General features: G+C 70.4%; 13 protein-coding genes and 1 tRNA gene. 9 read left to right on the forward strand and 5 right to left on the reverse strand.

Features of this window, described 5'->3' with window-relative positions; all coding sequences use genetic code 11:
* The first annotated feature begins 122 nt into the window (after positions 1-122).
* From GWK15_RS16305 to GWK15_RS16330, 6 genes are all read left to right on the forward strand, one after another.
* The gene (locus tag GWK15_RS16305; protein WP_168042405.1) at positions 123-1691 is read left to right on the forward strand and encodes an ABC transporter substrate-binding protein; all 1569 of its coding nucleotides are present in this window, start codon (positions 123-125) and stop codon (positions 1689-1691) included.
* A gap of 18 nt (positions 1692-1709) precedes the next feature.
* Positions 1710-2990, forward strand: coding sequence for an ArgE/DapE family deacylase (locus GWK15_RS16310; RefSeq protein WP_168042406.1), 1281 nt, complete (start codon positions 1710-1712; stop codon positions 2988-2990).
* The gene (locus tag GWK15_RS16315; RefSeq protein ID WP_168042407.1) at positions 2930-3946 is read left to right on the forward strand and encodes a tripartite tricarboxylate transporter substrate binding protein; all 1017 of its coding nucleotides are present in this window, start codon (positions 2930-2932) and stop codon (positions 3944-3946) included. Before GWK15_RS16310 ends, GWK15_RS16315 begins: the two co-directional genes overlap by 61 nt.
* On the forward strand, positions 3943-5181 hold the full coding sequence (locus GWK15_RS16320; protein WP_168042408.1) for a M28 family peptidase: 1239 nt from the start codon (positions 3943-3945) through the stop codon (positions 5179-5181). The genes GWK15_RS16315 and GWK15_RS16320 overlap by 4 nt, the downstream gene beginning before the upstream one ends.
* 135 nt (positions 5182-5316) lie before the next feature.
* Positions 5317-7023 (forward strand): GMC family oxidoreductase, encoded by a 1707-nt coding sequence (locus GWK15_RS16325; protein WP_168042409.1) that lies wholly within the window; start codon positions 5317-5319, stop codon positions 7021-7023.
* Between the two features lie 103 nt (positions 7024-7126).
* Positions 7127-8158, forward strand: a complete 1032-nt coding sequence (locus tag GWK15_RS16330; RefSeq protein WP_245211695.1) for an amino acid ABC transporter substrate-binding protein — start codon at positions 7127-7129, stop codon at positions 8156-8158.
* Between the two features lie 218 nt (positions 8159-8376).
* On the opposite strand, the gene GWK15_RS16335 is transcribed toward GWK15_RS16330, so the two are convergent.
* The 5 genes from GWK15_RS16335 to GWK15_RS16355 all read right to left on the reverse strand — a co-directional run bounded on the left by GWK15_RS16335 (position 8377) and on the right by GWK15_RS16355 (position 12567).
* On the reverse strand, positions 8377-9207 hold the full coding sequence (locus GWK15_RS16335; protein WP_168042411.1) for a dienelactone hydrolase family protein: 831 nt from the start codon (positions 9205-9207) through the stop codon (positions 8377-8379).
* 274 nt (positions 9208-9481) lie between these two features.
* Entirely contained in the window at positions 9482-9637 is a 156-nt protein-coding gene (locus GWK15_RS16340) for a hypothetical protein (RefSeq protein WP_168042412.1), read from the reverse strand.
* Positions 9638-9928: 291 nt separating this feature from the next.
* Positions 9929-10285: a hypothetical protein gene (locus GWK15_RS16345; RefSeq protein ID WP_168042413.1), complete on the reverse strand. Its 357-nt coding sequence runs from the start codon at positions 10283-10285 to the stop codon at positions 9929-9931.
* A 166-nt stretch (positions 10286-10451) separates the two neighbouring features.
* Entirely contained in the window at positions 10452-11336 is an 885-nt protein-coding gene (gene rpoH, locus GWK15_RS16350; protein WP_209442238.1) for an RNA polymerase sigma factor RpoH, read from the reverse strand.
* 226 nt (positions 11337-11562) lie between these two features.
* On the reverse strand, positions 11563-12567 hold the full coding sequence (locus GWK15_RS16355; RefSeq protein ID WP_245211696.1) for an RluA family pseudouridine synthase: 1005 nt from the start codon (positions 12565-12567) through the stop codon (positions 11563-11565).
* Positions 12568-12583: 16 nt separating this feature from the next.
* Between GWK15_RS16355 and GWK15_RS16360 the strand changes: the two genes are divergently transcribed.
* The 3 genes from GWK15_RS16360 to GWK15_RS16370 all read left to right on the forward strand — a co-directional run bounded on the left by GWK15_RS16360 (position 12584) and on the right by GWK15_RS16370 (position 13118).
* Positions 12584-12832, forward strand: a complete 249-nt coding sequence (locus tag GWK15_RS16360; protein WP_168042415.1) for a hypothetical protein — start codon at positions 12584-12586, stop codon at positions 12830-12832.
* Between the two features lie 8 nt (positions 12833-12840).
* The gene (locus GWK15_RS16365) at positions 12841-13023 is read left to right on the forward strand and encodes a DUF2256 domain-containing protein (protein ID WP_168042416.1); all 183 of its coding nucleotides are present in this window, start codon (positions 12841-12843) and stop codon (positions 13021-13023) included.
* 19 nt (positions 13024-13042) lie between these two features.
* Positions 13043-13118: transfer RNA gene (locus GWK15_RS16370), tRNA-Glu, on the forward strand.
* Positions 13119-13173 lie beyond the last annotated feature (55 nt).

Here is a 13173-nt window from a genome sequence, read left to right on the forward strand (position 1 = left end):
TACATACCAACCGGTCGGTATCTACCGCAAGCGGAGTTTCGCCGCGCTTGACGCGCGCGGCCGCGGACACGGAGGCTGCCTGGCGATGGCCGGCGTTAGACCCGGCCGCAGGGAGGACGAGGATGCTGAAGGGGATGCTCGGCGCCGCGCTTGCGGCGCTCGTCGCGGCCGTGCCGGCGGCTGCGCAGCGGACGCTGACCATGGGCGTGCAGACGCCGCCTTCCGCGCTCGACCCGCACTATCACAACACCACCAACAACTCGATGATGCTCATGCAGATCTATGAGCGTCTGTTCGAGCTCGACAACCGCGCGGTGCCGCAGCCGCGCCTCGCCACCTCGATGCGGGCCATCGACGAACTGACCTGGGAGGTGAAGCTGCGCCCCGGCGTGCGCTTCCACGACGGCACGCCGCTCGAGGCCGCGGACATCCCCTACACCTTCGCGCGCATCCCGACGGTGCCGAACAGCCCGGCGCTCTACACCCCGGCGGTGCGGACCATCAGCGCCATCGACATCGTCGACCCGACCACCATCCGCATCCGCACGCACGAACCGAACCCGCTGATGTTCTTCGACATGGCGGCGCCCTTCATCCTCTCGCGCCGCATCCATGGGGACAATCCGGCGACCTCGGACTTCACGAGCGGGCGGCTCGCCATCGGCACCGGGCCCTATCGCCTCGTCTCCTTCGCGCAGAACGAACGGATGGAGATCGCGCGCAACCCGACCTACTGGGGCACGCCGGAACCCTGGGACCGCGTGACGATCCGCTTCATCCCGCAGGCCGCCTCGCGCAGCGCGGCGCTGCTCGCCGGCGAGGTGGACCTGATCGACTACGTCCCCGTGCAGGACGTCGAGACCTTCCGCCGCGACCCGCGCTTCGCGCTCTTCGAGGTCGACAGCGTCACCTACGTCTACCTGTTCCCGGATTCGATGCGCGACACCTCGCCCTTCGTCGCGGATCGGCAGGGAAATCCCCTGCCGCGCAACCCGCTCGCCGACCGGCGGGTGCGGGAGGCGCTCTCGCTCGCCATCAACCGGGAGGCCATCGCGGCGCGGCTCTACCACGGCCAGGCGAGTGCCGCCGACCAGTTCGCCGCGCCGATCGCCGAGCACCGCCTGCCGACGCCGGGTCCGCTGCCGCACGACATCGCCCGCGCCCGCGCGCTGCTCGCCGAGGCGGGCTACCCTGACGGCTTCCGCCTGACGGTGCATGGGCCGAACGGGTTCTTCCCGTCCGACCAGAACCTGCTGCAGGCGCTGGCGCAGCAGTTCACCCGCGTCGGCATCGAGACCACGGTGCAGGCGCTGCCGCCGGCGAACCTGTTCACCCGGGCGACCAACCGCGAATTCTCGATGTTCATGACCTATTTCAGCAGCTACCTGACCATCAACCCGCTGCGGCAGGTGGTGGCGACGCGCAATCCCGACCTCGGCTTCGGGCCCTTCAACCGGCAGCGCTACTCCAACCCCGCGATCGACGAGCCGATGCGCCTCGCGCTCACGACGATGGACCCCGAGCGGCGCCAGGTGCTGACGCATCAGGCAGCGCGTGCCCTGCAGGAGGACAAGGGCGTCATCCCCGTGATCTTCCTGCGCAACACATGGGCTGGTCGTCGCGACCGGGTCGTCTACGATCCCTCCCCGGTGAACCACACCACGGCGGTGCACGCGCGTCCGCCGAACTGAAGGACAGAGAGACCGTTCATGCCCGACGCCGCGGCCCGCGATAGCATCTTCTCCGCCATCGACGCGAATTTCGACCGCCAGGTGGCCTTCCTGCAGGAGCTGGTGCGGTTCCCCTCCCTCCGCGGGCGCGAGGCACCGCTGCAGGACTGGTTCGCGCGGCAGATGGTGACGCGCGGCTATGCGGTGGACCGGTTTTCCATCGCCGACGTGCCGGACCACCCGAAGATGGCGCCGATGGTCGATGCAGACCCGGCCGAGAGCATGCAGGTCGTCGCCTCCCACCGCACCGCCAACCCCACCGGCCGCAGCCTGATCCTGCAGGGCCACATCGACGTGGTGCCGGAAGGCCCGCACGGGATGTGGACCTACCCGCCCTATTCCGCGACCATCCGCGACGGCTGGATGTACGGGCGCGGCGCGCATGACATGAAGTCGGGCGTCGCCTGCATGGTCTTCGCCATGGACGCGATCCGCGCCGCGGGCTTTGAGCCCGCCGCCGATGTCTACGTGCAGACGGTGACGGAGGAGGAGAGCACCGGCAACGGCGCGCTCGCCGCCCTGCTGCGCGGCTACCGCGCCGATGCCGCGCTGGTGCCCGAGCCCACCGGCCACACCATCACCCGCACCCAGACCGGGACCATCTGGTTCCGCCTGCGCGTTCGCGGCGTGCCCGTCCATGTCGCCGTCGCGCAGGACGGCACCAACGCGATCATGTCGGCCTATGCGCTGATCAACGCGCTTTACGCGCACACCAAGGTGCTGAACGCGGAAGCGAAGTCCAATCCCTGGTATGCGGACATCAAGGACCCGATCAAGTTCAACCCCGGCATCATCCGCGGCGGCGACTGGGCGTCCTCGACCCCCGCCTGGTGCGAGGTGGATTGCCGCATCGGCCTCGTGCCCGGCATGACGCCCGAGGAAGCGATGGCGCGCGTCGAGGCCTGCGTGAAGACGGCCGCCAAGACCGACGCCTTCATGGCGAACAACCCGCCCGAGATCATCTGGACCGGCTTCCAGACCGACCCCTACGTGCTCGAGCCCGGCAGCGAGGCGGAAGCGGTGCTCGCCGCCGCCCATGCCTCGGTGCATGGGGGCGAGATGCCCGAACGCCGCACCACGGCGGTGAACGACACGCGCTACTACGGGCTCTACTTCGGCTTCCCCGGCCTCTGCTACGGGCCGAAGGGCGAAGTGGCGCACGGTTTCGACGAACGCACCTCGATCGAGGACCTCCGCACATGCACGAGAACCATCGCGACCTTCATCGCCGACTGGTGCGGCCTGCGCCCGAAGGGCTGACCCGCCGCACGCTGCTGGGTGCTGCGGGGGCGGTGCTCGCCGCCCCCGCGCTCGCGCAGTCGGACTGGCCGAACAAGGCGATCCGCCTGGTCGTGCCCTTCGCGCCCGGCGGGTCGTCGGACGTGCTGGCGCGGCTGATCCAGCCCGGGCTGGGCGCGGCGCTCGGCCAGCCGGTGGTGGTCGAGAACCGGTCCGGCGCGGGCTCGATGCTCGGCACCGAGTTCGTCGCGCGATCGCCTGCGGATGGCTATACGCTGCTGCTCGCGGACCTGCCCTACGCCATCGTGCCGGCGCTGCAGGCGCGCATGCCCTATGACGTCGAGAAGGACCTTGTCCCCGTCGTGATGGTCGGCGCGGCGCCGCTGCTGATCTTCGGTCATCCATCCTTGCCGGCGCGCAACGCGGCGGAGTTCGCGGCACTCGCGAAGGCGCGGCCCGGGCACTACACCTTCGGATCGGGTGGCGTCGGCGCGGCCTCCCACATGATGGGCGAGCTGTTCCAGATCGCCACCGGCACGCAGCTGACGCACGTGCCCTATCGCGGGGGCGGGCCGGCGATCCAGGACCTCGCGGCGGGCAACCTGAACACGGTGTTCGTCACGGTGGCATCGGCCGCGCCGCAATTGTCCTCGGGGCAGATCACCGGGCTCGGCGTGATGTCGGCCGAGCGCATGCGCAGCCATCCGACCATCCCGACCTTCCGCGAACAGGGCATCGACCTGGTGGCGGAGCATTGGTGGGGGCTGCTCGCGCCCGCGCGCACGCCGGACCCGATCATCGAGAAGATCGCCGCAGCAATGCCCGTCGTGCTGGGTGCGCCCGACATGGGGCCGCGGCTCGAGGCGCTGGCCGTGATCCCGCGCAGCGACGGCCCGGCCGCCTTCGGGCAGCGCATCCGCCAGGACATCGCACGCTACGGGGAGATCGCGCGCACGCGCGGCATCACTGCGCAGTGACGCTCGCCGCCTTTCTCGGCCGCGTCGCGGCGGATGCGGGGCTCGCGGCGGATTTCGCGGCGATCTGCGACACCGGCGGGCGGTTGCAGGGCAGCGCGAGCGCGGCGCGGGGCTTCGCGCTGATGGCCGAGCGCATGGCGGCGATCGGGCCGGTCAGCGATGAGCCGACCCCCTACGCCGGCTGGACCTGCCACGAGGCGCGGCTGACGGACATCGCCACGGGCCGCGACCTCGTCTGCGCGCCCCTGCTCGGCGCGGCGGCGACGCCGCCGGAAGGGCTCGTGCTCGACACGCTCGATTGCGGGCGCGGGGCGCCGGGGGCCTATGGCGAGGCGGCGGGGCGCGCCGTGCTCGCGCGCCATGAGTATCCCTTCGCGGCCTGGACGGTGCATCGCCGCGTCAAGCTGAACGCCGCGACCGAGGCCGGCGCCGCGGCCTTCCTGATCGTGCAGCCGGAACCCGGGGTGGGCCCGGTCTCGGGGTCGAGCGGGCGCGGGGGCGGGCAGGGGATCCCCGCACTCGGCATCAGTGCGGAGGCCGGGGCGCTGCTCGCCGAGGGCCGGCGCGTCCGGATGACGTTGCGCGGCGAGGACCATGCGGCGACGACGCCGACGCTGGTGCTCGATCTGCCCGGGCGCAGCGAGGACCGGGTGGTGCTGTCGGCGCATCTCGACGGGCATCCGCTGGGCGAGAGCGCGATCGACAACGGGACGGGGCTTGCGGCCGCGCTGTGCCTCGCGCGGTCGGCCGCGCCCTTCGTGCCGGACTGCCCGCGCGGGCTGACGCTGTGCATCTTCGGCGCCGAGGAATGGGCGCTGGCGGGGTCGCGCGCGTGGCTGGCCGCGCTGCCCGCGCAACGGCGGGCGCGGATGGCGATGAACATCAACCTCGATTCCATCGCGGGCGGGTCGTCGCTGACGGCGCTGACGAGCGGCTTTGCTGCGCTGGGCCCCTTCCTGAAGGGCGCGGCCGCGGCGGTCGGGCTGCCGCTGCGCACGCACCTGCCGCTGATGACGAATTCGGACCATGCGAACTTCGCCGCGCATGGCATCCCGGCGGCGCGCCTCGTCGCGGGTTTCGACGAGCCCGGCAGCGCGCTGCGCTACCTGCTGACCGCCGCGGACACGCGGGCGCTGGTGCCGCCGCAGGAACTTAAGGCCGCGACTTTGACTGCCGGCGCGCTGCTCTGGGCTGCGCTGACGTCCCCGTCCGAGGTGCTGGCTGCCCTCCGCTAGCACCAAGTAACGGTTCCCAAAGGCCCTTCGGCCTTTGGCCGGGAGAGCCCGAGAGGGGCGGCGCCCCTCTCGGAGGGCTTCCGCCCCACCGTTGTCGATGGTCTTCTGCTCCTGGACCATTCGGGGGAAACGGAGTTGTACGACTACATCATCGTCGGCGGCGGGTCCGCCGGCTCGGTGCTGGCGCATCGCCTGTCCACGCCCGGCGCCAACAAGGTGCTGCTCTGCGAGGCCGGCCCCGACACGCCCCCCGGGCAGGTCCCGGCGACGATCCTCGATACCTATCCGGGCCAGGCCTATTTCGATCCGCGCTTCCACTGGACCGAGCTGAAGGTCCGCACCCAGGTCGTGTCCCACAACAACCCCGATGCCGACCGGCCGCCGCTGCGCAAGTACGAACAGGCGCGGGTGCTGGGCGGCGGGTCCTCGATCAACGGGCAGATGGCCAATCGCGGAGCGCCGCACGACTACGACGAGTGGGAGCAGCGCGGCGCCGCCGGATGGAATTGGGACGCCTGCCTACCCTACTTCAAGAAGGTCGAGCGCGACCTCGACTTCGACAATGAATGGCATGGGCGCGAGGGCCGCATCCCGGTCCGCCGCATTCCCGAAGCCGAATGGCCGGTGCATTCCAAGGCGACGGCCGAGGCCTTCCGCCAGGCCGGCTTCAAGAAGCTCGACGACCAGAACGGCGCCTTCGAGGACGGCTACTTCCCGCTGACGGTGAACGTGACCGAGACGCGCGTCTCGGCCGCGATCGGATACCTGGATGCCGAGACGCGCAAGCGGCCGAACCTGACGCTGTCCACCGACACGCAGGTGATGGGCCTGATCCTCGAGGGCACGCGCTGCACCGGCATACGCGCCCTCGTGAAGGGGCAGGAGCAGGAATTCCGCGGGCGGGAGGTGATCCTGTGCACCGGCGCCATCCATTCGCCGGCGCACCTGATGCGGGCGGGCATCGGCCCGGCGGCGCACCTGAAGGATCACGGCATCGAGGTCCGCGCCGACCTGCCCGGGGTGGGGCAGGGGCTGATGGACCATCCGGCCATCTCGCTGTCCTCCTTCATCAAGCCCGAGGCGCGGCTGAACCGCACCAAGCTGCGGCGGCACATGCTGGTGGGGCTGCGCTTCTCCTCGGGCATCGAGGGCGCGCCGCAGGGCGACATGTTCATGTCGGTCGCCAGCAAGTCGGCCTGGCATGCGGTGGGCGAGCAGGTCGGCTCGATGCTGACCTGGGTGAACAAGACCTATTCCCAGCGGGGGCAGGTGCGGCTGGTCTCGACCGACTGGCGGGCGCACCCGGATGTCGAATTCAACCTGCTGTCCGACCGGCGGGACCTCGAGCGGCTGATGATCGGCTTCAAGCTGGCCGCGGCGCTGAACCTCTCGGCGCCGCTCGCCGCCGTCTCGGCCGATCCCTTCCCGGCCTTCTATTCGGACCGGGTGCGGCGGATCGGCGTGGTGAACACGAAGAACCGGCTGATCACGTCCTTCATCGCGAAGTTCCTCGACGGGCCGGCGGCCCTGCGCCGCGCCTTCATCGACCGCTTCGTGGTGGAGGGCTTCACCTTCCGCCAGGTCATGGAGGACGACGAGGCGCTGGAGGAGTTCATCCGCAAGGGGACGATCGGCGTCTGGCATGCCTCCTGTTCCTGCCGGATGGGGGCGGACGGGGACCCGATGGCGGTGGTCGACGCCGCCGGGCGGGTCCGGGGGGTGTCGGGGCTGCGGGTGGTCGATGCCTCGGTCTTCCCGGTCGTTCCGTCTGCGAACACCAATTTCCCGACGCTGATGACGGCCGAGAAGATGGCGGATGCCATCCTCGCCGCCTCGGGCTGAGGGGGGCGCAATCAGGCTCTGGCGGGCGGCGCGCCCGCCGGGCATGCTCCCACCGGGCGAGCCGGGAAAACGGCGACCCACGTCTGGAATCTGGGAGACGACATTGACGACAACCATTCGCACCCGCCTCGCGGGTCTGGCTGCCGCCGCCGTCCTGGCCGTGGCGGGGCAGGCCTCGGCGCAGAGCACGACGGACACGCTCGCGGCCATCCGCGCGCGCGGCCAGCTCGTCTGCGGCGTGGCCATCAACTCCGCGGGTTTCGCCCTGCCGGACAGCCGGGGGGAGATGCGCGGCCTCGACGCCGACACCTGCCGCGCCGTCGCGGCCGCGATCTTCGGCGACGCGACCAAGGTCCGCTTCGTGCCGAACACATCGGTCCAGCGCTTCCCGATGCTGCAATCGGGCGAGCTCGACATCCTTGCCCGCAACACGACCTGGACGCTGGCGCGCGAGACGCAGCTCGGCCTCGCCTTCGCGGGCATCAACTTCTACGACGGCCAGGGCTTCATGGTGCGCCGCAATTCCGGCGTGACCTCGGCCCGGCAGCTCGACGGCGCGACGGTCTGCGTGCAGCCCGGCACCACGACCGAGCTGAACCTGACGGACTACTTCCGCTCCAACAACATGCGCTTCACCCCGGTGGTGATCGAGAATGTCGAGGAAATCCGCTCGGCCTTCGTTTCCGGCCGCTGCGACGCCTACACCAACGACGCCTCCTCGCTCGCCTCCTTCCGCGCGACGCAGCAGAACCCGAACGACTTCCTGCTGCTGCCCGAGATCATCTCGAAGGAGCCGCTCGGCCCCGTGGTGCGCAAGGGTGACTGGCGCTTCTTCGACATCGTGCGCTGGTCGCTGTTCGCGCAGATCGCCGCCGAGGAACTCGGCGTGACGAGCGCGAATGTCGAGGAACTGGCGCGCACCAGCACCAACCCCGACATCCAGCGCCTGCTGGGCCGCACCGGGGACCTCGGCCAGTCGATGGGCCTGCCGAACGACTGGGTGGTGAAGATCATCCGCCAGGTCGGCAACTACGGCGAGATGTACGAGCGGAACATCACCCCGATCGGCATCCCGCGCGGCGTGAACCGGCTGTGGAACCAGGGTGGCCTGCAATACGCGCCGCCGATCCGCTGAAGCGGTCTTCAGCACCGGAGACGGGAAGGGGGCGGCGACGCCCCCTTCTGCGTTTCAGGGGCGCGTGAGGAGCTCGGCCACGGCGCTGCGCCGATCCCGGCGAAACCGGAACGGACGCTGCGTTCGGTTCAGCGTCGCAGCAGGTTGCGCGGCCGTGGTCTACGAGCGGCGTGCCTGCGTCGCGATGCGGGCCCCATCAACAATCTGCCTCGTACGCATCATCGGGACGCCCGGGCAAGCGCGGCCGCGATGAAGGCGGCAGCCTGCGCCGCCGACATCTCTGCGAGTTCCGGCCATCCCATCGCACGCGTGCGCTGACCATCGGGCCCTTCCAGGAGTGTGGTTCCATCACCCGCGCTCGGGATGTCCCAGCCATAGCCCGCGCCACGATATCGAATGACCCTTGCCTCGCTGCCGGTGACCGCGAGCCGGGCTGCCAAGGTCTCACAGTCCGTTTGCGTGTTCGCGCCGTCGTCCCCGCCGTGGACAATGAGCACCGGTCCTGATGGCGCCGGGGAGCCTTCACCTGCCTCCCGAAGTGCAGCACCGAGCGACCCGCAGCCGGGATAGAGCAGGACGCGGGCAACAAGGTCTCTTGTGTCGTCGTTTGCCGAGGAGGCCAGCGCCACGGCATGGGCACCGCGGCCGAAGCCGATCGCGGCGAAAGCAGTGAAATCGACGTCGGGATGGCGCCGGAGGGCACGCAGCGCACGCCCGAGCCGCGCAGCCTCGTGGGCGCGATCGAAGGCTGCCGGAGGTCCTGCCCCGTCCATCGACAGCACGTAGAGCTCGACGTCCAGCACGGCAAATCCGGCATGGCGCAACTGTTCCGCGTATCGGAATGAGCGCTGATCCATGCCCGCGGCGTCGTTCAGCAGCACGACCGCCGGCATCGTTTGATGGGGGTGCCGTGCGGTTCCCGGCAGGGTCAGGAGGCCGACCGATCCCTCGTCGTCAACGATGGCCTCCATCAACGCTTCCGGATCCGCAAGGCCTGGCACTTCGTGGGCGCTCAGCGCCAGGAAGAAGATGCTCGTGAACGTCGTCATGGCGAAGGCGAGAGCCGCAAGCCTGACGGTCCCAAGGATGGCGGCGCGGTTGGGTGGCGCGTCGCCTGAGGGCCGGCCCTGCCGTGCGGTGACGGACGGTGCGGATATGGACGACATGCCCACCTGCTTCCTCCGAACGTCGTGCGTGGAGGACAGGTTATGGACGCCAGACTGGGGCGACAGTGACAAAGCGCACCCATGCGAAGGCATGGGCGTTCGGCGGAGGCCAACCACCTTCTGTCGGGGCGGCCAAGGCAGGCCGTAAGCGGCGCGGTCACTCGCCCGGCACGCACCATGGCGTGACGCGATGGTCGGCCGATCCACCGCGCGCGACGGCGTTCTGCCCGCCCTCGGTGCTCCAGGCAGCGCCGTCGGGTCCACGAATGACGCCGTGCGGCGCGGCACCCTGGCCGAAGTTCGCGATTCGCATGTCCTCGGTGCGAGGATCGAGCCGGTTCAACATCCTGTCGCGCTGACCGCAGAACCAAACCATGCCCTCGCCGGCGGCGGTGACGTCGCGCGACCCGACCCGGGCCGAGCCCTTTGGCGCGCGTTCAACCAAGTGACCTGATAGCCGGGCGGCGCGGCATCGGCGGCTGCTTCGAACACGGGCGCGGTAACGCCGGTGGCCAGGGCGAAGATGTCGCGGCGATGCTTGGCGGTCCTCCTCCCAAGGAAGGAACGCGCCGTCATTTCGTGCGTGGGCCGGCGCCCGCAAGCCTCACGAGGGCGGCGGGGCGACCGGGATGGCGGCGGTGTAGGGCTCGATGCGATAGGTGTCCTGCCGCAGGATCGAGATGCGGCCATTCGCGCCGTAGCGCGTCGACCCGTCCGGTGCGCGCCCGACGGTGTAGCGCCAGGCACCGACCTGGCCCTCGGCGGCCAGGCGCCGGCCGATCCGCTCGGCCTCGGGCCCGCTGCCGAGCGCGGCGAGTTCGGCAGGCGTCAGGCCGATGATGATCTCGTCGCGCTGGGAGACGACGCGGAAGAGCATCACGGCAGGGGCCTGGGCGCTGGCGGCGGAGGCGGCGGCGATCATCGGCATCACCATCATCAGGCGGCGGGAGAGCGGCGGCATGGGGGTCGTCCTGGACCGGGTGGCGGCCCCGCGTGCCCGGCACCGCACGGCCTGATCGCATCCTAGGCCGCCGCGGCGGCGGCGCGAGCGACACAGATCACGCCGGAACGACGAAGGGCGGCGGATCGCTTCGCCGCCCCTCGGGCATTCCGAACCTGCGGACCGGTCAGCCGACCGTCAGGCGCCGTTCCTCGACCTGCTGCTTCATCGACTTCTGCAGCTTCTCGAAGGCGCGGACCTCGATCTGGCGGACCCGCTCGCGGCTGATGTTGTACTGCTGCGAGAGCTCCTCGAGCGTGGTCGGCTCCTCCTTGAGCCGGCGCTCGATCAGGATGTGGCGCTCGCGCTCGTTCAACGTCTTGAGCGCGCCGTTGAGCAGGTCGCGGCGGTTGGACATGTCCTCCCGCTCGGCGAGTTCCTCCTCCTGGCTCTCGCCGTCGTCGACCAGCCAGTCCTGCCACTCGCCCTCGCTGTCGGCGCGGACGGGGGCGTTCAGGCTGTGGTCCGGGCTGGCGAGGCGCCGGTTCATGCTCACCACGTCCTGCTCGGGGACCTGAAGGGCATGGGCGATCTTCGCCACCTGCTCGTCCTTGAGGTCGCCTTCCTCGAGCGCGGACATCTGCGCCTTCAGCCGCCGCAGGTTGAAGAACAGCTTCTTCTGCGACGCCGTGGTGCCCATCTTCACGAGCGACCAGGAGTGCAGGATGTATTCCTGGATGGCGGCGCGGATCCACCACATCGCATAGGTGGCCAGGCGGAAGCCGCGCTCCGGGTCGAAGCGCTTGACCGCCTGCATCATGCCGACATTGCCTTCGGAGATCAGCTCGCCGACAGGCAGGCCGTAGCCGCGGTAGCCCATGGCGATCTTGGCGACCAGGCGAAGATGCGACGTGACCAGCTTGTGCGCGGCCCGTTCATCACCATCTTCTTTCCAACGGCGCGCAAGGTTCAGCTCTTCCTCGGGGGCGAGCATCGGGAACTTGCGGATCTCCTGCAGGTAGCGGGAGAGGTTCCCTTCCGTCGCCATCGGGATGGCCATGCTGGAAGCCATGGGTCATCTGCCTCCTGGGCCGGGCGTACCCCCCGTGACGGCGGAGCGCGCGATCGGCCAAAACTCGGTTGTGTCGCCTCCCTCAGGGCCCTGAGCCCGGGCCGCCAGCCCCGGTCACGACGGGACAGGCCGGACGGGATGCTGTTTGGCACCCTTCGGAATCCGACAACGCTTTTGTACCCGCCCCGGTTTCGCAGTGCAAGAAAAACCGACTGCAATAGTCGGGTTACTGGCTGTTACCATCCAGCAACGCGACGAGGGCCCTGAGGTCGTCCGGCAAGGGGCTTTCGAAGGACAGGGCCCGCCCGGTTACGGGGTGCGCGAAGCCGAGCGTCGCGGCGTGCAGCGCCTGGCGGGGGAAGGCCAGCAGGGCGGCGCGGGTGTCCTCGGGCAGCAGGCGGGCGGAGGCCGGGGTGCGCCGCAGGTAGACCGGGTCCCCCACCAGGGGATGGCCGATATGGGCCATGTGGACCCGGATCTGGTGGGTCCGCCCGGTCAGCAGCCGGCATTCGACGAGGGAAACCGCCGCCCCCCAGGCCCGGCGCAGCTTGTAACGCGTCGTCGCCGGCTTGCCGCCCCGTGTGACCACGGCCATGCGCTTGCGGTCGGCCGGGTGGCGGCCGATGGCGGCGGAGACCTCGCCCTCGGTCGGAGCCGGCAGCCCCCAGGCGAGGGCCAGGTAGGCCCGGTCGAGGTCGCGGGCGGCGAAGGCCTCGGACAGCGCGCGGTGGGCGCGATCGGTCTTGGCCGCGACCATGACGCCCGAGGTGTCCTTGTCGAGCCGATGGACGATGCCCGGCCTCTTCTCCCCGCCGATGCCGGGCAGGTCCTCCCCCGCATGGGCGAGCAGCGCGTTGACCAGCGTCCCGTCGAGGTTGCCCGGGGCCGGGTGGACGACCAGGCCCGCGGGCTTGTCGACCACGATCAGGTCCCGGTCCTCGTACAGGATCGTCAGCGGGATGGCCTGGGGCTGGGGCGTGGCGGGGACGGCGGGCGGGATCTCGACCACATAGCGGGCGCCTGCGCGGACCGATTCGGAGGGGTCGGTCATGGGCGCGCCGTCGCGCGAGGCGTGGCCGGCCTCGATCAGCGCCTTGACCCGGGAGCGGGAGAGCGAACCTATGGCGTCCGCGAGGAAGCGGTCGGCACGGCTGCCGGCGGCCTCGGGCGGGGCGAGGGCTTCGACGCGCTCCGGTTCGCTGGACGAGGGGGTAGGGGTGGCTGGGCTCAAGGCTCTGGTGATCGGAATGGGGGTGCTGATCGTGGTCGGCACCGTGGCGCTGGGGATCGTGCTCGTCCAGCGGCTTGGCGGCAGCCAGCCGCCGGCGCGCATGGCCCAGCACGTCCTGGGGGAACCGGAAGGCAGCCGGATCGGCGGAATCGCCGCGGTCGACCGGTCGCTTGCCATCTGGGTGGTCCGGCCCGACGGCGAAAGGGTGGTGCTGGTCGATCCCGCGAGCGGTCGCCGCACCGGCGAGATCCGGCTGCGCGACTGAGGTTTCACGTGGCACACCGCAAGCCGAACCTGCCCGAGAAGACCTGCGCCGCCTGCGGCCGCCCCTTCGCCTGGCGACGCAAATGGACGCGGGTGTGGGCGGAGGTCCGGTTCTGCTCGGATGCCTGCCGCGAGGGGCGACGTGCGGCGGCGCGCAGAAGGGTGCTTGATCAACCGGCCGGGCAAGGCTAGAAGCGCGCCCCTGGCCAGGGTCCCATTCGTCTAGAGGCCTAGGACACCGCCCTCTCACGGCGGCAACAGGGGTTCGAATCCCCTATGGGACGCCAGATTTTCCAATAATTTATGGTCGATCCTGAGTGCCGCACCTGATTCGGCACCTGA

The sequence above is a fragment of the Neoroseomonas oryzicola genome (assembly GCF_012163135.1).
Classification (GTDB): Bacteria; Pseudomonadota; Alphaproteobacteria; order Acetobacterales; family Acetobacteraceae; genus Neoroseomonas; species Neoroseomonas oryzicola.

Coding starts and splice junctions, on each gene's coding strand:
- GWK15_RS16345 (WP_168042413.1), bottom strand. CDS start 10,285: ATGCCGCCGCTCTCCCGCCGCCTGATGATGGTGATGCCGATGATCGCC.
- GWK15_RS16315 (WP_168042407.1), top strand. CDS start 2,930: ATGCACGAGAACCATCGCGACCTTCATCGCCGACTGGTGCGGCCTGCG.
- GWK15_RS16310 (WP_168042406.1), top strand. CDS start 1,710: ATGCCCGACGCCGCGGCCCGCGATAGCATCTTCTCCGCCATCGACGCG.
- GWK15_RS16335 (WP_168042411.1), bottom strand. CDS start 9,207: ATGACGACGTTCACGAGCATCTTCTTCCTGGCGCTGAGCGCCCACGAA.
- GWK15_RS16340 (WP_168042412.1), bottom strand. CDS start 9,637: ATGCGAATCGCGAACTTCGGCCAGGGTGCCGCGCCGCACGGCGTCATT.
- GWK15_RS16360 (WP_168042415.1), top strand. CDS start 12,584: ATGGGGGTGCTGATCGTGGTCGGCACCGTGGCGCTGGGGATCGTGCTC.
- GWK15_RS16305 (WP_168042405.1), top strand. CDS start 123: ATGCTGAAGGGGATGCTCGGCGCCGCGCTTGCGGCGCTCGTCGCGGCC.
- rpoH (WP_209442238.1), bottom strand. CDS start 11,336: ATGGCTTCCAGCATGGCCATCCCGATGGCGACGGAAGGGAACCTCTCC.